The organism is Streptomyces sp. CNZ301 (assembly GCF_004217425.1).
On record NZ_SHLG01000001.1, the window covers coordinates 3,037,490 to 3,061,159 of the forward strand.

The 23,670-nt window shown below is 72.9% G+C and carries 14 protein-coding genes; 2 read left to right on the plus strand and 12 right to left on the minus strand.

What is annotated here, in order from left to right; genetic code table 11:
• Positions 1 to 109: 109 nt before the first annotated feature.
• Positions 110 to 385: a hypothetical protein gene (locus EV375_RS12980; protein ID WP_130299578.1), complete on the minus strand. Its 276-nt coding sequence runs from the start codon at positions 383 to 385 to the stop codon at positions 110 to 112.
• Between the two features lie 149 nt (positions 386 to 534).
• Positions 535 to 2,859 carry an ATP-dependent DNA helicase UvrD2 gene (locus EV375_RS12985; RefSeq protein ID WP_130299579.1) on the minus strand — a complete coding sequence of 775 codons (2,325 nt, stop codon included), beginning with the start codon at positions 2,857 to 2,859 and terminating at the stop codon, positions 535 to 537.
• Between the two features lie 180 nt (positions 2,860 to 3,039).
• Here EV375_RS12985 and EV375_RS12990 point away from each other — a divergent pair, with 180 nt between their 5' ends.
• Positions 3,040 to 3,282 (plus strand): mycoredoxin, encoded by a 243-nt coding sequence (locus EV375_RS12990; protein WP_130299580.1) that lies wholly within the window; start codon positions 3,040 to 3,042, stop codon positions 3,280 to 3,282.
• A 37-nt stretch (positions 3,283 to 3,319) separates the two neighbouring features.
• On the opposite strand, the gene nudC is transcribed toward EV375_RS12990, so the two are convergent.
• The 5 genes from nudC to EV375_RS13015 all read right to left on the minus strand — a co-directional run bounded on the left by nudC (position 3,320) and on the right by EV375_RS13015 (position 13,581).
• Positions 3,320 to 4,351, minus strand: a complete 1,032-nt coding sequence (gene nudC / locus EV375_RS12995) for an NAD(+) diphosphatase (protein ID WP_486588453.1) — start codon at positions 4,349 to 4,351, stop codon at positions 3,320 to 3,322.
• 40 nt (positions 4,352 to 4,391) lie between these two features.
• Positions 4,392 to 5,846: a dipeptidase gene (locus EV375_RS13000; RefSeq protein WP_130299581.1), complete on the minus strand. Its 1,455-nt coding sequence runs from the start codon at positions 5,844 to 5,846 to the stop codon at positions 4,392 to 4,394.
• A gap of 10 nt (positions 5,847 to 5,856) precedes the next feature.
• On the minus strand, positions 5,857 to 9,378 hold the full coding sequence (locus EV375_RS13005; protein ID WP_130299582.1) for an ATP-dependent DNA helicase: 3,522 nt from the start codon (positions 9,376 to 9,378) through the stop codon (positions 5,857 to 5,859).
• 136 nt (positions 9,379 to 9,514) lie between these two features.
• On the minus strand, positions 9,515 to 12,925 hold the full coding sequence (locus tag EV375_RS13010; RefSeq protein WP_486588454.1) for an ATP-dependent helicase: 3,411 nt from the start codon (positions 12,923 to 12,925) through the stop codon (positions 9,515 to 9,517).
• 290 nt (positions 12,926 to 13,215) lie between these two features.
• Positions 13,216 to 13,581 carry an MGMT family protein gene (locus EV375_RS13015; protein ID WP_130299583.1) on the minus strand — a complete coding sequence of 122 codons (366 nt, stop codon included), beginning with the start codon at positions 13,579 to 13,581 and terminating at the stop codon, positions 13,216 to 13,218.
• Positions 13,582 to 13,704: 123 nt separating this feature from the next.
• On the opposite strand from EV375_RS13015, the gene EV375_RS13020 reads away from it, so the two are divergent.
• Positions 13,705 to 16,794, plus strand: a complete 3,090-nt coding sequence (locus tag EV375_RS13020; RefSeq protein ID WP_486588455.1) for a lysylphosphatidylglycerol synthase transmembrane domain-containing protein — start codon at positions 13,705 to 13,707, stop codon at positions 16,792 to 16,794.
• Between the two features lie 135 nt (positions 16,795 to 16,929).
• On the opposite strand, the gene moeZ is transcribed toward EV375_RS13020, so the two are convergent.
• The 5 genes from moeZ to EV375_RS13045 all read right to left on the minus strand — a co-directional run bounded on the left by moeZ (position 16,930) and on the right by EV375_RS13045 (position 23,441).
• Positions 16,930 to 18,108 carry an adenylyltransferase/sulfurtransferase MoeZ gene (gene moeZ, locus EV375_RS13025; RefSeq protein ID WP_055486145.1) on the minus strand — a complete coding sequence of 393 codons (1,179 nt, stop codon included), beginning with the start codon at positions 18,106 to 18,108 and terminating at the stop codon, positions 16,930 to 16,932.
• Positions 18,109 to 18,169: 61 nt separating this feature from the next.
• Positions 18,170 to 19,057: a spherulation-specific family 4 protein gene (locus tag EV375_RS13030; RefSeq protein ID WP_207228096.1), complete on the minus strand. Its 888-nt coding sequence runs from the start codon at positions 19,055 to 19,057 to the stop codon at positions 18,170 to 18,172.
• Positions 19,045 to 19,965, minus strand: coding sequence for an NAD-dependent epimerase/dehydratase family protein (locus EV375_RS13035; RefSeq protein ID WP_130299584.1), 921 nt, complete (start codon positions 19,963 to 19,965; stop codon positions 19,045 to 19,047). The genes EV375_RS13030 and EV375_RS13035 overlap by 13 nt, the downstream gene beginning before the upstream one ends.
• 138 nt (positions 19,966 to 20,103) lie before the next feature.
• Positions 20,104 to 21,372 (minus strand): hypothetical protein, encoded by a 1,269-nt coding sequence (locus tag EV375_RS13040; RefSeq protein ID WP_130299585.1) that lies wholly within the window; start codon positions 21,370 to 21,372, stop codon positions 20,104 to 20,106.
• Positions 21,369 to 23,441, minus strand: coding sequence for a DUF3492 domain-containing protein (locus EV375_RS13045; RefSeq protein WP_130299586.1), 2,073 nt, complete (start codon positions 23,439 to 23,441; stop codon positions 21,369 to 21,371). The genes EV375_RS13040 and EV375_RS13045 overlap by 4 nt, the downstream gene beginning before the upstream one ends.
• Positions 23,442 to 23,670 lie beyond the last annotated feature (229 nt).

Sequence of the window (23,670 nt, forward strand, 5' to 3'; positions counted from 1 at the left end):
TGTCTGTTGTGTTGTCGGCCCGGCTGGTGGCCGGGCGGGGCAAACAGAAGGGCCGCGGATCCCGGTGTGGGTTCCGCGGCCCTGGAAGGTGCCGACCTGATCTCGCCGATCAGGCTGGATCTCTCCAGGGTTCGAGCCCACGGAAGGCCCACATCGGGTTGTGCTTCGTCTTCTGGCTGCCGTTGCCGACACGGGCGGCCGCGAGCGCAAAGGCGTAGGCCACGGCCTTCGCCACTGCTGCCGCTACCTCGAGTGCCGTCGCCGGTCGCTTGCCGGCGCCGGGGACGACGCGGGACAGACCCGTGCCATCGATCCGGGAGCCGAGCAGGCAAGAGGCGACGACCGAGCGGTCGGTCATCTTGGTGGTGGTAATGAAGTCGATCACTGGGCTCGCCTCCTTTCGGCGACTCGGGGGATCAGCTGGGGCCGATCCGCGAACGTGCAAGAGTCAGTACAGCATGGATGGGTTGGAGCGGAAAGCCCCCGCCCTGTCCACGTCCGGAAGGCTATGGGGCTCCGGACAGCGCGCGCAAACTATTTTTCCGCCCTCTCCGAAAAAGCTTCCGGGACGGTTTTCGAGGAGGACGCCGGAGGCGCTTCTTCCGCCTCGGTCACGGCCTGTTCGAGAGCCTCTCCGCCCGCCTGGCCCGTCTCGGGCTCCAACTCCTCGCCCGCGCACAGCGCGAGAACGTCCGCCCCGAAACGCTCCAACTTCCGGGCGCCCACACCGGAGATGCGGACGAGGGCCGCGTCATCGTCCGGCACCGTCTCGGCGATCGCCATCAGCGTCTTGTCGGTGAAGACGCAGTACGCGGGCTGGCCCAGCTGCCTGGCCCGCTCGGAACGCCAGTCGCGCAACCGCTCGTAGAGCTGCTCGTCGAGATCCGAGGGACAGCCCTCGCACCGCATCAGCTTCATCTCCCCCGGGTCCGTCAGCGAACGCCCGCACACCCGGCAGCGGACGGGACCGCGGCGCTTGCGTGCACGGCTGCCGGAAGCACTCCCCCGCTCGACACCGCCGCGGCCACCGGAAGTCCCCGCCCCTGGGGCCGTGGACCCCGGCCGCAGCCCGTTCAGGAACCTGCTGGGGCGGCGTCCGCCACGGCCGCCGGGCGAACGCGACAGCGCCCAGGAGAGGTTGAGGTGGATACGGGCCCGGGTGACACCGACATAGAGCAGGCGACGCTCCTCCTCGATCTGGGCGTCGCTCTTGGCGTGGGTGATGGGCATCATGCCCTCGGTGAGCCCTACCAGGAACACCGCATCCCATTCGAGCCCCTTGGCCGAGTGCAGCGACGCGAGGGTGACGCCCTCGACGGTCGGTGCGTGCTGGGCGTTGGCCCGCTCGTCCAGTTCGGCGACGAACTCGGAGAGCGTCGGCTCCTGCCCGCCCGCGGCGGAACGGCCGGCCGAAAGGGACTCGGCCAGCCGTACGAGGGCCATCAACGACTCCCAGCGGTCACGGACGGCGCCCGAGCCCGCCGGCGGCTCGTCCGTCCAACCCTTGCCGCTGAGAACGGCGCGCACCTGGGAGGGAAGGCCGACGGCCCCGTCCAGCAGGGTGTCGTTGCCGCCGAACCGGGCGGCGCTGCGCAGCGCCACGCCTGCCTCACGGACCTCGGGACGTTCGAAGAACCTTTCGGCGCCGCGGAGTTGATAGGGCACACCCGCGTCGACAAGGGCCTGTTCGTAGATCTCGGACTGGGCGTTGATGCGGTAGAGCACCGCGATCCGGCTGGCCGGAACGCCCGAGTCGATGAGCGCGCGAATGCGTTTGGCGGTGCCCTCCGCCTCGGACGGCTCGTCCGCGTACTCCGTGTACGCCGGTTCGGGCCCGGCCTCGCGCTGCGAGATCAGCTCCAGGCGGTGTTCGGCCGCGCGGCCCGACGCCTGGGAGAGCAGACCGTTCGCGAGATGCACGACCTGGGGCGTCGAGCGGTAGTCCCGCACGAGCTTCACGACGGTGGCTTCGGGGTGACGGACGCGGAAGTCGAGAAGGTGGTCGGGAGTGGCACCGGTGAAGGAGTAGATCGTCTGGCTGGCGTCACCGACCACGCAGAGGCTGTCCCGGTCACCGACCCACAGCTCGAGAAGCCGCTGCTGAAGCGGGCTGACGTCCTGGTATTCGTCGACGACGAAGTGCTGGTACTGGGCGCGGACCGTCTCGGCGATGTCCGGCCGGTCCTGGAGCACTCCGACGGTCAGCAGCAGCACGTCCTCGAAGTCGATCGCCGAACGTTCGCGCTTCAGCTGTTCGTAGAGGCCGAAGACCCGTGCCGTCTCGGCCGGGTCCCGCGGGGGAACGCGGTCCGACTTGGCGATGACCGCCGGATAGTCCTCGGGAACCGTCTGCGTCACCTTCGACCACTCGATCTCACCGGTGAGGTCCCGCAGTTCACTGCGGTCAAGACGCAGCCGGCAGCGGGCCGCCGCCTCCGCGACGAGCTGCACCTTGCGCTCCAGCAGCCTCGGCAGCTCACCGCCGACCGCACGCGGCCAGAAGAACTGGAGCTGCCGCAGTGCGGCCGAGTGGAACGTGCGGGCCTGGACCCCCTCCGCCCCCAACTGCCGCAGCCGCCCCCGCATCTCACCCGCGGCCCTGCTGGTGAACGTGACGGCGAGCACACTGGCCGGCGGCAGCATCCCTGCGCGCACCCCGTACGCGATCCGGTGCGTGATGGCGCGGGTCTTGCCGGTGCCCGCGCCGGCCAGCACGCACACGGGACCGTGCAGTGCCGTCGCCACTTCACGCTGCTCCGGGTCGAGACCCTCCAGCACCGCGTCCGCGTCGCGCGGCGGGCCCGCGAACGCGTCCTGGTCGACGTGGGAGAAGAGAGTGGAGTCAGTTGCTGCTGTCACCCCGCCATGCTGCCAGGTCGTACGAGGCGGGCGTGACGCTTGTCCACAGCCGGAGCCGGATCGTCATACGACACTCACGACTCCCCCGCCATGGAATGGTCCGCTCTTCCCGACCCGGGAATGGTCCGGCTCGTCCACACGTTCCACAGTGACCAACGGACACGAAGGAGAACAGGACCGATGACGGGAAACGTGACGATGTACAGCACCACGTGGTGCGGCTACTGCCGTCGGCTCAAGGGCCAGATGGACCGCGCGGGCATCCCGTACACCGAGATCAACATCGAACACGACCCGGAGTCCGCCGACTTCGTGGAGAAGGCCAACAACGGCAATCAGACCGTGCCGACTGTGCTGTTCCCCGACGGGTCCACCCTGACCAATCCCTCGCTGGCGCAGGTCCAGGAGAGGGTCGGCGTCTGACCGGCCGAGGACCTGGCCGTCCGCCCGGCCCGGAGTCTCAGCGCCCGGGCCGGGGCAGCGGCTCCCCGTACCAGCGCTCCACCAGACGTGACGCGATGGAGATGCCGGAGGGCGGCCGCACCTCGCCAGTGGCGAAGGCGTCCTTGAGATCTTCCCGGGAGAACCAGCGGGCCTCCTCGATCTCGTCCCCGTCCACACGGATCTCCGGCGAGGTCGCGCGGGCCATGAAGCCCAGCATCAGGCTCGCGGGGAACGGCCAGGGCTGGCTGGCCACGTAGTCGACCTGGCCGACCGTCACGCCCGCCTCCTCGGCGACCTCCCTGATGACGGCGGCCTCCAGGGACTCGCCCGGCTCGACGAAGCCGGCGAGCGTCGAGAAGCGGCCCTCGGGCCAGTGGACCTGACGGCCGAGCAGCGCCCGGTCCTTGTCGTCCGTCACCAGCATGATCACGGCGGGATCGGTGCGCGGGTAGTGCTCGGCGCCGCAGGCTGGGCAGCGGCGCAGATGTCCGGCGGCGGCGATGACGGTGCGTTCGCCGCAGCGGGAGCAGAAGCGGTGTGTGCGCTGCCAGTTCTCCAAGCCGACGGCGTGCGCCATCAGTTCGGCGTCACGGGCGGAGAGCAGCACGCCCGCCTCCCGGAGCCCGGCGGGCCGCGCGATGTCGTCCATGCGGCCCGGCAGCGAGTCCTTCTGGAGGGCGAAGTAGCGGACCCCCTCCTCGTCGACGCCGAGGAAGTACCGGTGGGCCTCGGTGAAGGGCGCGTCGAACGACGGCATCATCACCAGCTCGGTGCTGCCCTCGTCGTCGTCCTCGATCAGCGCCTGGCCGCCGGAGACGACGAAGCACCGCGTCGTCGGGTGGCTCCAGGCGGCCGCCAGCCACGCCTCGTCGATGCGGTGGTGGGCGGCACGGTCGATGCCGCCGGTGGGGGTCAGGGTGATCGGGCGGTCCGTGGCGGTGTCCGTGTCCGTGTGCGTCCCCGAGGCGGTGCCGGCCGGGGCGGCGGTCGCGGTGGTGTCGCGGGTGCCGGCGCCGGAACCCGCGGTCGAGTCGGTTCCAGTGGTCACTTCAGCTTCCCTGCTCCTCTTCATGCTCCTGTGCCCGGCCTTACCGGTCGCCCCGGTCCTCCTGCGGGCGCGACCCGGAGGTGCGCTCCTCGGCGCTCCAGTGCTCGGCGAGATCGCCCCAGAGGTATGCGGCGCTCTCCACGCCCTTCATCAGCAGGTCGAGTTCGACCTTCTCGTCCGGGGAGTGCCAGCCGTCCGACGGCACGGAAATGCCCAGGAAGAGCACCGGAACCCGGAGCACGTCCTGCAGATCGGCCGCCGGCCCCGACCCGCCCACACGCGTGAGGCGGACCCGCTGCCCGAAGGCGCGCTCCATCGACCGTACGACCGACCGGAGTGCCGGGTGCCCCAGCGGCGTCAGGCAGGGGCGGGTCGCTCCCCAGAAGGTGATCTCGTGCCGGATGCCGTCCGGCAGGCTGCGGGCGACCCATTCCCGGACGGACTGCTGGACCTTCTCCGCGTCCTGCCCCTCGACGAGCCGGAAGGACAGCTTCAGCTGCGCCTCGGAGGGGATGACGGTCTTGCTGCCGGGCCCCTGGTACCCACCGGAGATGCCGTTCACCTCGGCCGTGGGACGGGCCCAGATCCGCTCCAGCGTCGAGTGGCCGGCCTCGCCGAGCGTCGCGTGCGAGTGGGCCGTGCGGAGCCAGGTGGCCTCGTCGAAGGGAAGCTCCGCGAACAACTCACGCTCGCGGGGCGTCAGTTCGACGACTCCGTCGTAGAAGCCGGAGAGCGTGACGCGCCGGTCCTCGTCGTGGAGCCCCGCCACCAGCCGCGCGGCCTCCGTGGCCGGGTTGGGGACGGCTCCGCCGAAGGAGCCGGAGTGGATGTCCTGGTCCGGTCCGTACAGGTCGATCTGGCAGTCGGTGAGGCCGCGCATGCCGGTGCACACGGTCGGGGTGTCCGGCGACCACATGCCGGTGTCGGAGACGATCACGGCATCGCATTTCAGCCGCTCGGCCTTCTCCTCCAGCAGCGCCGGGAAGTGCGGTGAGCCGGACTCCTCCTCCCCCTCGACCAGCAGCTTGAGGCTCACGGCCGGCGACGTGCGCCCCGTCGCGGTGAGGTGCGCCCGCACGCCGAGGGTGTGGAAGAAGACCTGGCCCTTGTCGTCGGCGGCGCCGCGCGCGTACAGACGCCCTTCGCGCTGCTCCGGAACGAACGGCTCCGAGTGCCATCCGTCGGAACGGGCCGCGGGCTGGACGTCGTGGTGCCCGTAGACGAGCACCGTCGGTGCGTCCGGATCGTCGGACGGCCACTCCGCGAAGACGGCAGGCGCGCCCGGGGTCTCCCAGACCTCGGCGACGGGAAAGCCCGTGGCGGCCAGCTTCCCGGCCAGCCATTCGGCGCTGCGCCGCACGTCACCGGCGTGCTGCGGGTCGGCGGAGACGGACGGGATGCGCAGCCACTCCACGAGGTCGTCGAGGAAGGCGGCACGCCTGTCTTCGATGCAGGCCCGGACCGCGTCGTCCGGAGCTGCAGGGATGGTGCTCATGCCGGGCAGCCTATCCGGCATCCGGGGGACGGCTCCCATCCGTACCGGCGCCGCGGCCGAGGAGCAGCTCCTCGAGGCCGGTTCGGCCGAGCAGGCCCTCGGGGCGGACGAGTTCGCCGCCCCGTACGTAGAGGAACGCCGCACCGACGGATTCGAGCGGCACGCGCTGCTTCTCGGCCCAGGCGAGACGGTAGACGGACAGCTGGAGGGGGTCGGCGTCGCGCGCGCGGCCCGTCTTCCAGTCGACGATGTCGTACGTCGCCGTGCCGTCGGGGGCGACGTCGCGGTACACGGCGTCGATGCGGCCGCGGACGATCCGGCCCGCCAGTTCGAGCTGGAAGGGCTCCTCGACGCGGTACGGCGTGCGCTGCGCGTACGGCGAGCGCCGGAAGGCCTCCTTCAGGGCTTCCAGGTCGCGCTCGTCGGCGATCCCGTCCGGTTCGTCGCGGCCTTCGCCGGCACCGGACGATCCGACGTCTCCGTCACCGGCGCCGGGAAGCTCGTCCGGACCGAGCATCGGAAGCGGCAATTCCTCGAACCGGGATTCCACCCATGCGTGGAAGCGCGTGCCTCGGCGGGCCGCATCCGGCTGCGGCGGGCGGGGCATCGGCCGGGCCAGTTCACGCGCGAAGCCGTCAGGGTCCGCGGCCATCCTCAGCAACTGCGACGCCGACAGCGAAGCCGGCAGCGGGACGTCCCGCACGGGCAGGCGGGAGCGGCGCAACTCGCCGGTGAGCGCGTCCAGATCACGGTCCCAGGACTCGACGAGCCGTGACTCCTCCGGGCTCAGGGGCGCCGCTGCCCGACCGGGCCCTGCGCCGGCGCCCTGCGGCCCGGCACCGTCGGCGGCGCCGGCCGCGCCGTCAGAGGCACCCGGATCGTCAGAGCCGGCCGTGCGGCCGAAGGCCTCCGAGTCGTCAGAGCCGCCCGCGCCGGCCGCCTCGTCCGCCGCCCGTACCGGCTCAGCCTCCGCGAGGCGTTCCAGCACGGCGTCCGCCGCGGTGCGCCGCCGGGCCAGCGCCGACTCGTCCAGCGGCAGCGGCCAGGCCCGAACCCGAGCGGCAGCGGCCGACAGGGCCGGGTTCTCCTCGCCGTCGGCGGGTGCTTCCGCCCAGTGCTCGACCTCGCCGTGCGCGGGGTCCTCCTCGCAGTGGGACCGCAGCGCTTCGAGGAACACCGAGGGCCCGCGGGGCCTCTTCTGGTGCGGACCCCACCAGTGCCCCGAGCCGAGCAGCAGCGACCGCGGACGGGTGAAAGTGACGTAGCCGAGGCGGAGTTCCTCCACGGCCTGGTGGTCCCGCATCGCGGTCTCGTAGTTCTTCACGCCCTTCGCCGTCCACTCCGCCACGTCGGGGAGCGTCGCGGCGTCGCCGCGCAGCGCGTGCGGCAGGACCTTGGGCCGGCTGAGCCACGACTCACGCGGCTGCTCGCCGGGGAACTGCTTCGACACCAGCCCGGGCACGGCCACGACGTCCCACTCCAGGCCCTTGGCCTTGTGCGCGGTGAGCACCTTCACCGCGTTCTCACCGCCGGGCAGCGAGCTGTCGAGCCCCTTCTCGTACTGCGCCGCCGTACGCAGAAAGCCGAGGAAGGCGAGCAGCGTGGCCTCGCCGTCGACGGCTGCGAACCCGGCGGCGACGTCGAGGAAGCTGCTCAGCGTCTCGCGGCGGCGCGCGGCGAGCGCGTGCGGAGAGGCGGACAGTTCGACTTCCAGGCCGCTCACCGCGAGCACCCTGTGCAGCACGTCCATCAGCGGGTCGGCCAGCGAGCGCCGCAGATCCCGTATCTCGGCGGCGAGCCTGGTGAATCGCACCCGCGCCTCCGCGGAGAACGGCAGCCCGTCCTCGTACGGCCCCCCGGCGTCGAGGAAGGTCTCCAGAGCATCGGCGAGGGAGACGACCTCGGCCGGGTCGACGCCCTCCACGGCCGCGGCCAGGCGCCGGTCCGGGTCGCCGCCGTCGTCCTCCCGGTGTTCGACGAGCAGCCGCGCCCGCCGGCCCAGCAGCGCCAGGTCGCGCGGGCCGATCCGCCAGCGCGGGCCCGTCAGCAGCCGTACGAGGGAGGCGTTCGCGGTCGGGTCGGAGAGGACCTCGCACATGGCGACGAGGTCGGCGATCTCCGGGAGGTGCAGCAGACCCGTCAGACCCACCACTTCGACCGGGAGTTCGCGGGCGACGAGGGCAGCCTGAATCTCAGCGAAGTCGCCCGCGCCGCGGCACAGTACGGCGATCTCGCGGGGGGGTGTGCCCGTACGCACGAGATGGGCGAGGGAGTCGGCGAGCCACTCCAGCTCCTCCTCGTGCGTGGGCAGCAGCGCGCACCGCACCAGGCCGTCGCGCTCCGCGCCGGGCGCCGGGCGCAGTGCCTCGACGCCCTCGTGGCGGCTGCGCAGCGGCGAGGCGAGGGAGTTGGCGAGGGAGAGCAGGCGGCCGCCGCTGCGGCGGTTCTCGCTGAGGGAGTGGCGACGGGCGGGGCTGCCGTCCGCATGGGGGAAGTGCCGCGGAAATTCGTCGAGGTTGGCCACGGAGGCACCGCGCCAGCCGTAGATGGCCTGGCACGGGTCGCCGACGGCGGTGACGGCGTGACCGGCCCCCTCTCCGGGCCGGCCGCCCTCCCCCTGGCCGTCCTGCCCGGGGCCGTCCTGCCCGGGGCCGCTCTGCCCTCCGCCGAACAGCCCTGCGAGCAGGATCCGTTGGGCCACGGAGGTGTCCTGGTACTCGTCGAGGAGGACGGCGGAGTACTGGGCGCGCAGCGCCCTGCCGACCTCCGGGACATCGCGCGCCAGGGTGGCGGCGAGGGCGATCTGGTCGCCGAAGTCCAGCAGGTCCCGCTCCCGCTTCCTCGCCCGGTACTTCTCCACCAGACCGAGGAGTTCGCCGCGGCCGAGAGCGGCCTGCGGCACCTTGCGCAGCGCGGCGTTCCCGAGGGGGACGCCGTCGAGGGCGGCGAGCAACTCCTCGTCGTACGCGCGGAGTCCGCCGGGCGGGACCAGATGTTCGCTGAGCTCGGCGTCGAGGGCCAGCAGATCCTCGACGAGCGCGGCGACCGACTTGGTCAGCGCCGCGAAGGGGCCCGGGTCCGCGCGCAGCACGCTCGCCGCGAGCTGGAAGCGCGTGGCGTCGGCGAGGAGCCGGGAGCCGGGCTCGATGCCGAGGCGCAGCCCGTGCTCGGTCAGCAGCCGCCCCGCGAACGCGTGGTAGGTGGAGATCTGCGGTTCGCCGCGGGCCTGTTCGGGATCGTCGGGGTCCGGGTCGGTGATCCCCGCCTGTACGAGCGCCTTGCGTACCCGCTCGGAGAGTTCACCCGCGGCCTTGTTGGTGAACGTGAGGCCGAGCACCTGCTCCGGCTGCACCTGTCCTGTGCCCACCAGCCACACCACGCGCGCGGCCATGACCGTCGTCTTGCCCGAACCCGCACCCGCGACGATGACTTGGGGAGCGGGCGGGGCGGTGATGCAGGCGAGCTGCTCCGGGGTGAACGGGATACCGAGAAGCTCTGCGAGCTGTGCGGTACTGGTGAGTCGGGCGGGCACGGGAGAGACGCTAACGGTTCCCACCGACAGCCGCCGTCGAGCGGGACCGGCGGGACGGCCGGGGCCCGTGGGCCGCTGCAAGCCCCGGCGCCGTCCCGTGACCCCGTCAACCCGCTCTGCCCGCAGGGCGGTTGGGTCATTCGATGATCTGGCGTCCCTCACTGCGGGCGGAGCAGACGGCGCGGAAGGAGCAGTGCGCGCACTGCGAACCGGGCGAAGGCGTGAAGCGCTCGTCGAGAACGCGCCCGGCCGCCGTCGCCAGCAACTCGCCGATCCACTCGCCCCCTTCGCTCTCGCCGCCGGCGGCGAGACCCTCGTCACCCGGCGGACGGCTCTCGCTCAGCGCCTCCTGACGCTGGACCACCGGCAGCCCGTCGCCGCCGTCCCGTTCGGACGCCCCCAACCGGAGGTGCACCAGCTCGGCGCCGCCGGGTTCCGGGCGCTCTCCCCCGAAGAGGTGGTCGGCCGCGCCCTCTCGGACCGCCAACTGGTAGACGGCGAGCTGCGGATGGCGCGCGACCTCCTTGCCGGTCGGCTTGGTGCGCCCGGTCTTGAAGTCGACCACGTAAGCGCGCCCCTGCCCGTCGCTCTCCACGCGGTCGACGCTGCCGCGGATGCGCACCGCGTACTCTCCCGCCTCCAGCGTGACGTCGAAGCCGAGTTCGCTGCCGGCGACCGCCGACTCCGCACCTGCCGCGTCCCCCTCCGCGCCTGACCGCATCACGTGCCAGCGCAGGAACCTCTCGAGCGCCGCCCGCGCGTTCTGCTTCTCCTGCCGGGACTTCCACGGCGCCTCGAACGCGAGCCCGTCCCACACCGTCTCCAGCCGTTCCATGAGGACGGCGAGGTCGGCGGGTGTCCCGCCGGAGGCGACCTCGTCGGCGAGGACGTGCAGCACGTTGCCGAAGCCCTGCGCGGCGGTGGCGGGGGCGTCCGCCTTCACCTCGCGGGCCAGGAACCACTGCAGCGCACAGGAGTTGGCCAGCTGGTCGAGCGCGCTGCCCGAGAGCGTGACGGGCTGGTTCCGGTCGCGCAGCGGCGTCTCGGAACGCGTCGGCTCGTGCAGCCCCCACCAGCGGTGGGGATGCGCCGCTGGTACGAGCGCGTGGCCCTCCTCGTCGCAGAGTCCGGCCAGCCGGGCGAGCCGTTCGGCGGCTGCCGCGCGCAGCGCGGGAGAGGCCTCCGGGTCGACTGTCGTGGCCCGCAGCTCCGCGACGAGCGCCGGAACCGAAAGGGGGCGCCGCGGACGGGAGTTGACGGCCTTCGGCTCGACGCCGAGTTCGCTCAGGAACCTCGACGGCTGGTCACCGTCGTCCGCCGGAGCACGTACGGCGGTCACGACCAGCCGCTCCTTCGCGCGCGTCGCCGCCACGTAGAACAGCCTGCGCTCCTCCGTCAGCAGCGCACCGGGGGACAGTGGCTCGGCCAGCCCGTCGCGGCCGATGCGGTCGGCCTCCAGCAGCGAACCGCGGCGCCGCAGGTCGGGCCAGAGGCCCTCCTGCACGCCCGCGACGACGACGAGACGCCACTCCAGGCCCTTGGAGCGGTGCGCCGTCATCAGCCGCACCGCATCGGGACGTACGCCCCGGCGGGTGCGCGTGTCGGCGACGATGTCCTGGGCGTCGATCTCCTCGAGAAAGTTCAACGCACCCCGCCCGCCGGTGCGTTCCTCAGCGCGGGACGCCGCGTCGAACAGCGCGCACACGGCATCCAGATCGCGGTCGGCATTGCGCCCGGCCGCTCCGCCGCGGAAGGCGGCACGCTCCAGCCGCTGCGGCCAGGGGGTGCCGTCCCACAGCTGCCACAGTGCCTCCTCCGCGGTGCCGCCGCCCGCCAGCAGCTCCCGCGCCTTGCGCAGCAGCAGACCGAGTCGCTGCGCTCCGCGCGCGTACGCCGGGTCGTGCGCCACCAGGCGCTCCGGCTCGGCGAGTGCTTCGGTGAGCAGCACGTCAGAGGGACGCGGCACGCTCTCGCCCGCCGCACGCTCCTCTTCACGCAGGGCACGGCCGAGCCTGCGCAGGTCGGCGGCGTCCATGCCGCCGAGCGGCGAGCCGAGCAGGGTGAGGGCGGTCGTGGTGTCGAGCCACCCGGCTGCCGGACCTCCGCCGCCACTGCCGCCATGGCTGCGGTCGCCGCGGTTGCCACTGCCGTCGTCGAGTGAGTCGCCACTGACGTCGTCGCCGGGGTCGTCGCTGCCGTCGTCCGGGGAGGCGCCGGCAGTGGCGCCGCCGCCCGGGGCAGGGTCCACGTGGGCGGCCGCATGCGCCACCGACCGCAACGCCGTCAACAGCGGTGCGACGGCGGGTTCATGACGCAGCGGGACGTCGGCCCCGTCCACGTCCAGCGGGACGCCCGCCGACGTCAGCGCACGCCGCGCCGCCGGGATCGTGCGGCCGCCCGCCCGGACCAGTACGGCCATCTCGCCCCAGGGGATGCCCTCTTCGAGGTGCGCACGGCGCAACAGGTCGGCGATGTTGTCGAGTTCGGCTCCGGCCGTCGGGCAGGTGAACGCCTCGACCCGCCCTCCCGGCCGCTGCGCCACGAGGCCGCGGTGCGCCCGTACGGCCTCGGCGGGCAGCCGCGTCAACGGGATGCGACGGGTGATCTCACGCGTGGCCTCCATCAGCCGGCCACCGCTGCGGCGCCCGGCGCGCAGCACGCTGACCGGGGCGGGGGCACCCGAGCGCCGGCGGAAGACCTCGGGGAAGTCGAGGATGCCGTTCACGTCGGCTCCGCGGAAGGTGTAGATCGACTGGTCGGGGTCACCGAAGACGACGAGGGTGCGGCCACCGCCTGCCAGTGCCCGCAGAAGCCTCACCTGGGAAGGGTCGGTGTCCTGGTACTCGTCGACGTAGACGGCGTCATAGCGGTCACGCAGCTCGTCCGCAACGCCGGGGCTCTCTGCCAGCAGCACGGCCCGATGCACCAGTTCCGCGTAGTCGAGCACGCCCTGCGCGTCGAGCACGTCGAGGTACTCGGCGAGGAAGCCCGCCGCCGCCGACCAGTCGGGCCGTCCGGTGCGCCGTGCGAAGTCGCCGAGTTCGCCGGGGCCCAGGCCGAGTTCCCGGCTGCGGGCGAGCACGGCCCGCACCTCGTCGGCGAAGCCGCGCGTCGTCAGGCACGCGCGCAGCTCGTCGGGCCAGGCGATGCGGGCGCGGCCGTCGGCCTCCAGGGCCGGCTGGCCCTCCAGCAGTTCGCGGATGTACAGGTCCTGTTCGGGGCCGGACAGCAGCCGCAGCGGCTCGGAGAAGAGTTCGGCGTCCTGGTGCGCGCGGACCAGCGCGTAGCAGTACGAGTGGAAGGTGGTCGCCTGCGGGGCGGACGTGTGTTCAGGGAGCCCCGTCAGGCGAGCGGCCATCCGGTCGCGCAGCTCCACGGCGGCCTTGCGGCTGAAGGTGAGGACGAGGATGCGGTCGGGATCGCCTCCCGCCCGTACCCTCTGCGCTACGGCTTCGGTGAGCGTGGTGGTCTTCCCCGTGCCGGGTCCCGCCAGCACGAGCAGCGGGCCGCCGGAATGGTCAACCACATCGCGTTGCTGTGCGTCCAAGGCAGGAGGGTCCTCGGGCTCCGGCCTCGTGCGCACCAGCCGGTACGTACCGGCGACCGGACCGTGGCCCGGGGCCGGGCCGTTTCCGGCGCCCGGCCGGTACGCATCGGACGGGATGGAGGAGCTCACGTGGATCGCCTCGGGGAGGGTCTGTGCTGACTGGTGCAGACGCTACGCCAGCGGGCACACGGGCCGCAGCGCGGTACTCGTGTACTCCGTACGGGTGGCCGGATAAGAGCTGGGAGCGAAGATGGCGGAAGGTGGTAGCCGTGAGCAGCCGCAGTATGTGGTCACGTCTCGCCGTTCCACCTTGCCCGCCGCATGTCGATCCGCGGAAGGTGTCCTTCCGCGGTACGGCCCGCCTCTCGCAGCGGCGTGCCCTCCGCCCTGTAGTGCTCCAGCGCACGCAGTTCGTTGCCGGGCAGCAGCGCGCCGTCGGCGCGGACCACGCGCCACCACGGCACGGCACCTCCGTAGAGCGCCATGACCCGGCCCACCTGACGGGGACCGCCCTCTTCGAGCCACTCGGCGATGTCGCCGTACGTCATGACGAGGCCGGACGGGATGTGTTCGGCGACGTCGAGAACCCGTTCCGCGTACTCGGGCAGTTCGGGCGGACCGGGTGGTCCCGGCGGCCCCGGTTCGCTCGCATGCATGCCGGCCATGGTGCCGTACACCACCGACAGCCGCCGCGCCGCGAGGCTCCCCGTGCCTGCCCGGCGACCCTGCCCGGCCGCCGCCCTTCCGGGCCGTGCCACGATCGTGCGGGGCGGTGACGAGTGATACGGGACCAGGACGGAGCGGCAGCCGGGCAGCGGCAAGGTGAGCGACTCGCCGGGGGTGCGGGCGCCACCTCCCCCGGTGCTGCCCACGGCCGGGCGGACGGGATCTCCGGAGGGGCGGGACGGCACGAACCGCACGGTGCCGGGCAGTGGCACGGCCCGAACGGGGCGGGCGAGCCCGAGGGCCGCCCCGGGGACTCGGGAACGCCCGCGGAACCCCGGCAGCCGGAGGAGCCGCCGCAGCCGGAGGAGCCCGGGCGCCCCGAAACCGGCCGTGAGCCCGGCGGGAGAGCGGCGGCGGACGGACAGGCCGACGCCGAGCCGGACTCCCGAGGGGCCGGGGACCACACCCCCGGCGAAGCCGACGCCGCCACCGCGGCCCGCGCCCCTAGTGACCGCGCCGCAGGCGAGGGCCGCACCGCAGCCGGGGACCGCGTGGAAGGCGACGGCGGGGCCGGTTCCGGGGCGTCCCGGCGCGGCGATTCCGGGACGCCCGAGCGGTCCGACGCCCTCGACACCGACGAACCTCTGCTCTCGGCCCGCGTGCACCGCCCCTCCGACCTGCTCCGCCTGGGGCTCGGCCTGCTGGGCATCACGATCGTCCTGATCATCGCCAACTTCGCGCACGGCACCACGGCCGGCCTCGAACAGGACATCGACAAGGGCACGCAGCAGGCACCGCCGCTGCTGATCAGCATCACCGGGCTCGCGTCCAGCATCGCGATCCTGCTCGTCCCCGTGGCGTTCGCCATCGAGCGGCTCATCAAGCGGGACGGGCTGCGCATCGCCGACGGAGTCCTGGCCGCCGTCCTGGCTCACGGCGCCTCGCTGGCCGTGGACCTGTGGGTGGCCCAGGCGGCGCCCGACTCCGTGCGCGACGCCCTCACCAAGCAGATCACCGACACCGATCTCACCACCCCCGTGCACAGCTATCTCGCGCCGGTCATCGCCTACATGACGGCCGTGGGCATGGCGCGCAGACCACGCTGGCGGGTGCTGCTGTGGGCGGTGCTGCTGCTCAACGCGTTCGCCATCCTCTTCCCCGGCTACTCGACGCTGTTCTCGATCCTCGTCACCGTCCTGATCGGCTGGACGGTCGCCTACGGCACCCTGTACGCCGTCGGCACCCCGAACGTGCGTCCGACCGGGCACACCCTGCTCGCCGGGCTGCGGCGCGTCGGCTTCACCCCGGTCAGCGCGAAGCGCGTCGCGGACAGGGAGGGGCTCGACGGCACCGAGCCGGGCGACCACGGCCGCCGGTACCTCGTCACGCTGGAGAACGACCCGCCGATCGACGTGACCGTCGTCGACCGCGAACAGCAGGCGCACGGCTTCTTCTACCGCGTGTGGCGGCGCCTGACGCTGCGGGCCATGATCCACAACCGCAGCCTCCAGTCCCTGCGGCAGGCCCTGGAGCAGGAGGCGCTGCTCGCGTACGCCGCCATCGCCGCCGGAGCCAACGCCCCGCGACTGATCGCCACTTCGGAGCTCGGCCCGGACGCGGTGATGCTCGTCTACGAGCACATCGAGGCCCGCACCCTCGACTCCCTCCAGGACGAGGAGATCACCGACGATTTGATGCGCGCGGCCTGGCGGCAGGTCGAGGCACTTCAGTCGCGGCGCATCACCCACCGGCGGCTTGTCGGCGACGCGCTGCTCGTTGACAGCTCCGGGACGGTCTATCTGACGGACATCCGGAGCGGGGAGATCGCGGCCGGCGACGTGGTGCTGCGCATGGACATCGCCCAGTTGATGACGACCTTCGGACTGCGTGTCGGAGCGGAGCGGGCGGTCGCCGCAGCGGTCGACGTCATGGGACCCGATTCGGTGGCCGACAGCCTGCCCATGCTCCAGCCCATCGCGCTCAGCCGCCGCACCCGCACCACGCTGCGCAGGCTCGCCAAGGAGCGTGCGCAGCGTGAACGCGACGCCGTCATCAATGCCTCACGCGGCGGCAAGGAGGCCAAGGGCCAGGCCGGGGAGAGCACATGGCAGGCCGCCGCACACAAGTCGGACCGCAAGTCGCTGCGCGCGGAGAAGAACGCGGAGAAGCGCGCCATCGACGACGCGCTGGAAGAGGCGCGCGAGGAGGACCTGCTGGCGCAGATCCGCAAGCAGGTGCTGCTCATCAGGCCGCAGGCGCCCATAGAGCCGGCTCGCCTGGAGAGGGTCCGGCCCCGCACCCTGGTCACCTTCATCGCGGGCGCGCTGGCCGCGTACTTCCTGCTCTCGCAGCTCACACAGGTGCAGTTCGGAGAGGTCGTCGGCGAGGCCAACTGGGCCTGGGTCGGCGGCGCCGCGCTCTTCTCCGCGTGCACCTACTTCGCGGCGGCCATGGCGCTGCTGGGCTTCGTGCCGGAGAAGGTGCCCTTCCTGCGTACCGTCGTCGCCCAGGTCGCGGGCTCCTTCGTGAAGCTGGTCGCGCCGGCGGCCGTCGGCGGCGTGGCGCTGAACGCACGCTTCCTGCAGCGGGCCGGGGTACGGCCGGGGCACGCGGTGGCGAGCGTCGGCGCCTCACAGCTCTTCGGACTCGGAAGCCACATCACGCTGCTGCTCTTCTTCGGCTACCTCACCGGCACCGAGCACACGCCGACGCTCTCGCCGTCGAGGACGGTCATCGCGGGACTGCTTGCCGCCGCCGTGCTGGTGCTGATCTTCACGGCGATCCCGGCGCTGCGCCGGTTCGTCTCCACACGGCTGCGTTCGCTCTTCGCGGGTGTCGTGCCGCGGATGCTGGACGTGGTGCAGCGGCCGCGGAAGCTCGTGACGGGCATCGGCGGGATGCTGCTGATGACGCTGCTGTTCGTGATGTGCCTGGACGCCTGCGTACGGGCCTTCGGCCACGACGCGAGCTACGCGAGCATCGCCGTCGTCTTCCTCGCGGGCAACGCGCTGGGCTCAGCAGCCCCGACGCCGGGCGGTCTCGGCGCAGTGGAGGCGGCGCTCATCGCCGGTCTGATCACATTCGGCGTGCCGAAGGAGATCGCGACGCCCGCGGTGCTGCTCTTCCGGCTGCTGACGCTGTGGCTGCCGGTGGGGCCGGGCTGGCTGTCGTTCTCCCACCTCACCCGGAAGGGTGCCATCTGAGCACCTGAACCCGGCCGCTCCGGGACGCGCGCACTGCCGGGGCCCGGACGCACACGCTGCGTCCGGGCCCCGGCAGTGGTTCCGCCGTACCGCGGCGGTGCGTGCGGCGCGACGGGTGCGGTCGGCGCGTCGGGCTCAGTACACCGGCTTGTCCGGCTCGATCTGGTTGACCCAGCCGATGACGCCGCCGCCGACGTGCACGGCGTCCGAGAAGCCGGCGTCCTTCAGTACGGCGAGGACTTCCGCGGACCGGACACCCGTCTTGCAGTGCAGGACGATCTTCTTGTCCTGCGGGAGGTCCTGGAGCGCGCTCCCCATCAGGAAGCCGTCCTTCGGGACGAGCCGCGCGCCGGGAATCGAGACGATCTCGTACTCGTTCGGCTCGCGCACGTCGATGACCTCGATGGACTCGCCGTCGTCCATCCACTCCTTGAGCTGCTTGGGCGTGATCGTCGACCCGGCGGCGGCCTCCTGGGCCTCGTCGGAGACGACGCCGCAGAAGGCCTCGTAGTCGATGAGCTCGGTGACGGTCGCGTTCTCACCGCACACGGCGCAGTCCGGGTCCTTGCGGACCTTGACCTGCCGGTAGCTCATCTCCAGGGCGTCGTAGATCATCAGGCGGCCGACCAGCGGCTCGCCGATGCCTGCGATCACCTTGATCGCCTCGTTCACCTGGATCGATCCGACCGAGGCGCACAGCACGCCCAGCACGCCGCCCTCGGCGCAGCTCGGCACCATGCCGGGCGGCGGGGGCTCCGGGTACAGGCAGCGGTAGCAGGGGCCGTGCTCGCTCCAGAAGACGGACGCCTGACCGTCGAACCGGTAGATGGAACCCCACACGTACGGCTTGCCGAGCAGCACACAGGCGTCGTTGACCAGGTAGCGGGTGGCGAAGTTGTCCGTCCCGTCGATGATCAGGTCGTACGGGGCGAAGATGTCCATCACGTTCGAGGAGTCGAGACGCTCCTGGTGGATCTGGACGGTGGTGTGCGGGTTGATGCCCAGCACCGTGTCCTTGGCGGACTCGGCCTTGGAACGCCCGATGTCCGACTGGCTGTGGATGATCTGGCGCTGCAGGTTCGATTCGTCGACCTCGTCGAACTCCACGATGCCCAGGGTGCCCACGCCCGCGGCGGCCAGGTACATCAGGGCGGGCGACCCGAGGCCGCCCGCACCGACGCAAAGCACCTTGGCGTTCTTCAGCCGCTTCTGCCCGTCCATCCCGACGTCGGGGATGATCAGGTGGCGCGAGTACCTGCGGACCTCGTCAACGGTGAGCTCGGCAGCCGGCTCGACCAGGGGTGGCAGCGACACGGGGACTCCGTTGGTCGGTGGAACGTACGGTTGTTCTCCCGTAACACTGCCACGCACGGTCTCATTCCGAGACACCCGGTCCGAGACGCGAGACGAGCTCGTCCCAGTAGCCGGGCAGGGCCTCCCAGGGGTTCTGGCCCCGCCTGTCCGTCCTGTCGGTGAACCAGACGGTGCCCGCGCCCTGCCAGCGCGCGATGCGCAGAGCCTCCTCGATGTGCATCTGCGGGACGCCGTGCACGAGATGGCAGAAGCGCTCCGGCGGATGGTCCGCCGTCCACTCCGGGGCCTGCGACCACCGGTAGTCGGTCCAGCAGCCCGAGAAGGTCACCAACTGGTCGGCCATGTCCGCGTATCCCGGATGCGGATGGGTGCCGTGCCCGAGGACCAGGGCGGCGCCGGCCCGGGCTTTCGGCGCCCGCACACGCTCGTGCCGGGCTCCCGGCGCCCGCACACGGCCGCTCCCGGCCGTCCCCGCCGCCGCGCGAGGGCCGGGAGCGGGCATGTGCCTGCGCTGGTAGCGGCGCTGCTGTGCGCACAGCGCTCGCAGCGTGGTCACCGTCCGCGCCGTCTCCGCCAGTTGGGCCCGCTCCGCGGGAGCGTCCGCGAGGTAGAAGCCGTCCACCCGGTACCAGTCGAGGAAGCGGTGTGCGTCGGCGACGAGTTCACCGAACGACCGTGTCCCGTCCCGCATGGCGAGATGGCCGAGTACGGTCACGCCGGACTCGCGCAGCCCGGCCGCCGCCGCCAGGCAGTACGGGTCGGGTCTCGCCCCGGGCCCGCCGGCCACGTCGAGCACCGCCCAGTGCAGCGGCAGCCCCGGCCGGGAGAGCGCCGCCCACTCGACGGGCGCGAGCATCGGGTGCGCCCAGCCCGGCACGCCGAAGCCGGTGCGGCCGGTCGGCCCGGCCGGCGCGCGCACGCCTCCGCCGGGAGCCATCAGATGCGGCATGCCGCCTCCATCCAGATGTCGGCCAGCGACTCCTCGAGTCCGATGCGCGGACGCCATCCCAGACGGTCCCGCGCCGTTCGCACATCCGCCTGCTGCCAGCTGCCGCAGCCGTCCGGATAGGGAGCGGCGGACGCCGGCTGCGCGCCCCCGACGGCGGGCTCCAGCTCGTGCAGCGAACCCCCGAAACCGGCCACCCGTGCGAGCAAGCCCGCCGCCTCGCGCAGCCGCACGGCCCTGCCCGTACCGATGTTGATGACGCCCTGCGCCGCCGAGAGCGACGCGGCGTGCACCGCTCGCGCGACGTCACGCACGTCGACGAAGTCCCGCTGCACGCTCAGCCCGCCGAGCTTCAGCTCGCTGTCGCCCTGCTGCATCGTCCGCCGCATGCCTTCCGCCAGCCGGCCCAGAGGGGAACCGGCCGGAGTGCTGGGCCCCGCGGGCGAGAAGACACGCAGCACCACGGCGTCCAGGCCGGATGCGAGCACGAGCTCCGTCGCCGCCAGCTTGCTCACCCCGTACGGTCCGCCGGGGCGCGGCACGGCCGACTCGCCGATGGACGAACCCGAGGTGGACGGCCCGTACTCGGCGGCGCAGCCGATGTGCACCAGGCGCGCGCTGCAACTGCTGCGCCGCAGCGACTCGCAGACGGTGGCGGTGGAGACGGTGTTGTGCCGGGTCAGCTCCCGCGCACCGCCGCGGGTCGCCCCCGCGCAGTTGATGACGACGCCCGGGTGCACCGCGTCCAGGAAGCGGGTCAGCGCGCCGGGGCTTCCCGTGGACAGGTCGAAGCGGACGTCCGCGTCGTCATTGCGTCCGAGGGCCGTCAGCTGTACGGCGGGGTCCGCCAGCAGCCGGTCGGCGACGAAGCGGCCGAGGTAGCCGCCGGCGCCCAGCAGCAGCACTCTCATCGCGTGTCCCCCTGTTCGGACATGCGGTACGGCGGCCGTGCAGTGTTCATCCGGTGTTGCTCCTTGTCGTTCTCCGGGTCGCGTACGGAACCCTCGGCGGGCGTCGTACGCAGGGGTGTGCGGGGACAGCGGCGGCGGTCAGATCTCCGCGCCGCCGGGGCTCTCGCAGTGGTCGCGTTCGCATTCGCAGCGCTCGCGGAGCCCTCGGGTTCCGGCCGCGCCGGGCGGCCCGGCCTTCGCGGGGACGTCCTGCGGACGGTGCGCGGAGGCCCGGCCGAGCAGGCGGTACGCGCAGGCCAGCAGGAACAGCGCGGCACATCCGCCGGCGACCGCGGCGGACGGACCGGTGCCGCCCGCCGGCGGCGGTGCGGCTGCCGCCACGGAGGCGGCGGCCGCCTGAAGCGCACAGGCGGCGACGAGCCCCGCGGCGGCGGTTCCGCGGAATCCGTGCACCGTGAGCAGCAGCGCCGCGAAGAGCAGGACTCCGAGCGCGGTGGCCACCGGAACCAGCTCGGCGGGCGGCGGGGCCGCGTTCCCACCGGGGCCGCCGAACCGTGCACCGGCGACCGCCACGATCTCGTGCGTGGCGAACTGAAGAACGGTCAGCGCGACTGCGAAGAGCGCCACGGCCCCCGTCAGCAGGGGCCGCACCCCGGCCGCGAACTCCTCCAGGCTGCGGCTGCGTTCGAGTCCGCGCCGCGCCCGCACGGCGAACCAGCGGGCGCACCAGGCGGCGGGCCCCAGTGCGCATGCGAGCCCGAGGGCGGCCACGAGACCGGCGCGGGCCACTCCGGGCCCCTCCCCCGATCCCGTACCCGCGGACGCCACGACGGCGACGGCCGCGGCGGCGAGCACGCCCGGAAGGACCACCAGCAGCGGAACCAGCACACGCGGCACGGCGGGCGCCGGCATGGCGGGCACCGGCACGCCGCCCCCGCCCGCTCCGCCCGCGGCGGCCGGGGCCGTCACCTCGCGGCGCCGGTCCTCGGCCCGTGGTACCCGTGCGAACAGTTCCTCGGCGAGGGAGAAGACATCCCGGTGCCGGAAGCGCGCGGCCACGCGGTCGGTGACGCCGTGCGCCTCCAGCACGGCGGCGATCTCAAGTGGGTCCACGGCCTGTTCGCACAGTGCCCGGTGCCGGTGCATCAACTCCCGTACCGGGTCGGCGGGACGGACGAGGGCCGGCACGCTCCTCTGCCCGGGAACCGCGGGGGCTGGCCCTGCACCGGCGCCCCCCTTCGCCTTCTGCACGCTCGCGTCGGCCAGGGCCGCCCTGGAGCGGGTGTCCCACGCGTCGGCGGCCTCCGGGGTGCGGGGCTCGTACGGGCGGTTGGCGGGGCCGGAAGGCGCAGCGGTACCGGCCCCCGCGTCGGCCGCCGTGCCGGACGCGTGTCCGTGGACGCTCATCCGCCCTCACCCTCCCCGCCGTCAGCTCCCGCATGTGCCACGGAGAGAAGCGCCGGCCGGCCCGATGCCGCGGAGAGCATGAGCGGTACGAAGGCTGCCCGTGCCCGCCCGCCCGGCAGGGCATGTCCCGTACTCCTGCCGCCGGCTCCGGCCGTACCCGCGGCCCAGCGGCCCGGCACGTGTGACTCGGGCGGCCGCGCGAAGGGCAGCGGCTCGTCGCAGTCGCCGCCGGAGGACACCCCAGCGGGACTCCCGCCGACGGGCCAACGGGACATCAGCTCCAGGTAGATGGCCCGGAACGCCGCGACGTTCTGCTCGACGGTGAAGAGTTCGAGCGCACGCGCACGCGCTGCGGCGCCCAGCCGCTCCCGGCGCTCCGGATCGCGCAGCAGCGCGACGCAACTGTCCGCCAGCGCACGCGGGTTGCGCGACGGTACGACGAGACCGGTGCCGCCGATCACCTCGCAGACCGCCCCCACGTCCGTCGAGACCGTGGCACGTCCGCTGAACATGGCCTCGACCAACGTGACGGGGAAGCCTTCGGCCGAGCTGGAGAGCACCACCACGCAGCCCGCGCCGTAGGCGTCGGCCGGGGCCGGCACGGCGGGAGAGCCCAACTCCTCGAAGGAGACGGGGTTTTGACCGACGGCCACGGAGTCGGGTGCCTCGTCCGGGAAGAGCTGCGCGGCCAGAGTCCGGCACCTCGACTCGTACTCGCGCGCCTCGGAGCCGCGCGCCGGCGCGGTGGTGACGATGCGAAGCCGTGCTCCGGGGACGGCCTGCCGTACCTCGTCGAACGCGTGGAGCAGGCCGATCAGGTCCTTGGAGGGCTCGATGCGACCGGCCCACACGAGCGTGGCGTCTTCCGCGGCCCGCCCGGCGGCTCCGGCTCCGGATCCGGCTCCGGCTCCGGATCCGGCTGCGGCTGCGGCTGCGGCTGCGGCTCCGGCTCCGGCTCCGGCTCCGGCTGCGGCTCCGGCTCCCGATACGGCCCGGGCGGCCCGGGCGTTTGCCCTCCGGAACGGGACCGGCCCGGTGCGCTGTCTGCCCGCCTCTTCGCCCAGCTCGGCGAAGGGCTCGGCATCCATGCCCGGGTAGACGGTGCGCAGCTTCCCGCGCGGCGCGCCGCAGCGCTCCTGCCAGCGGCGCGCATGGATGTTCCCCGGCGTGATCAGCTGGGCCTGCGTGTAGGCCTCGTGCGCCAACTGCCGCTGGAACGAGCCGAGAAGCGCCCGTACGGCCGCTCCGGCTGCGGCAGGGGAGACCGCATCGGCGGCGCTGGCGAGATAGTGCTCCCGAATCCGGACGCCGTACTCGGTGACCAGCAGAGGCGTGCCGAAGAATCGCTTCGCCACGAGGCCCGCGAGCGCCGCGGGACCGCCCCCGACCACGTGGCAGACGTCGGCGCCCGCCAGGCCTTCGGCGTCTTCGTCCGCCGGCCCTCCCTCTCCGTCTCCGTACCAGTCGAGGGAGAGCGGACGCAGCGCGCGCTCCAGCCTCTCCGAGACCGCCAGCAGGTCACCGACCCGCGCCGACTGCACGGCACGGAGCGTTCCCGGTGCGCGGCACGCGGACTGCAGGATGCGTACGGCCGGTTCGGAACGGAGCGCGGCGCGGAGACCGCCGCCGCACTCGCGGGCCAACTCGGCGAGGCCGTAGAGGCCGGCGGCGAAACGGTCCGCCGGGAGACCGTCCGCGGAGTCCTCGCCCGCGGGCGCGTCGGAGCCCGCTCCCCCGCCCCGGTGTCCGCCTCCGCACACGGCCGCGGCCAGGTCGCTGAAGCACTCCTCGAAGCGCCGCCTCTCCCTCCGCCCGTACGAGCCGGACGAGCCCGCCCGCGCCTCGGCGGACCCTCTGCCCGCGGCGGCCCCCCACAGCGCCGCCGTGTACAACCGGGTTACGTTGCCGGGCAGTTCGCACCGGCGCCCGTTCTCCTGCCGGGCGCTGCGGCTGAGCGCGTACACCTCGAACTCGTGCCCGCCGAGACCTCGCAGCAGCCGGTCGCACCAGACGACCGCCTCACCACGCGCGTAGGGATAACCACCCTCCGTAAGCAATGCGATGCGCATGGACGCACCACCCCCGACCGGTTCTCCGAGTGGACCACCGCCCTCTGTGGGCCGATGGCGTGACGCGGATGACGCTATGCGCGCCTATCGCACACGGTGGACGGTTGTCCGTCGCGCCACCAAAAGGGGTGAATGACGGTGACTTACCGTCCAGTCGGACGTTCCGGTGCGCTACGTGTCCAATGCGGACTCATGGCACGGCACACACTGCACGTCCCGTACCCGCACC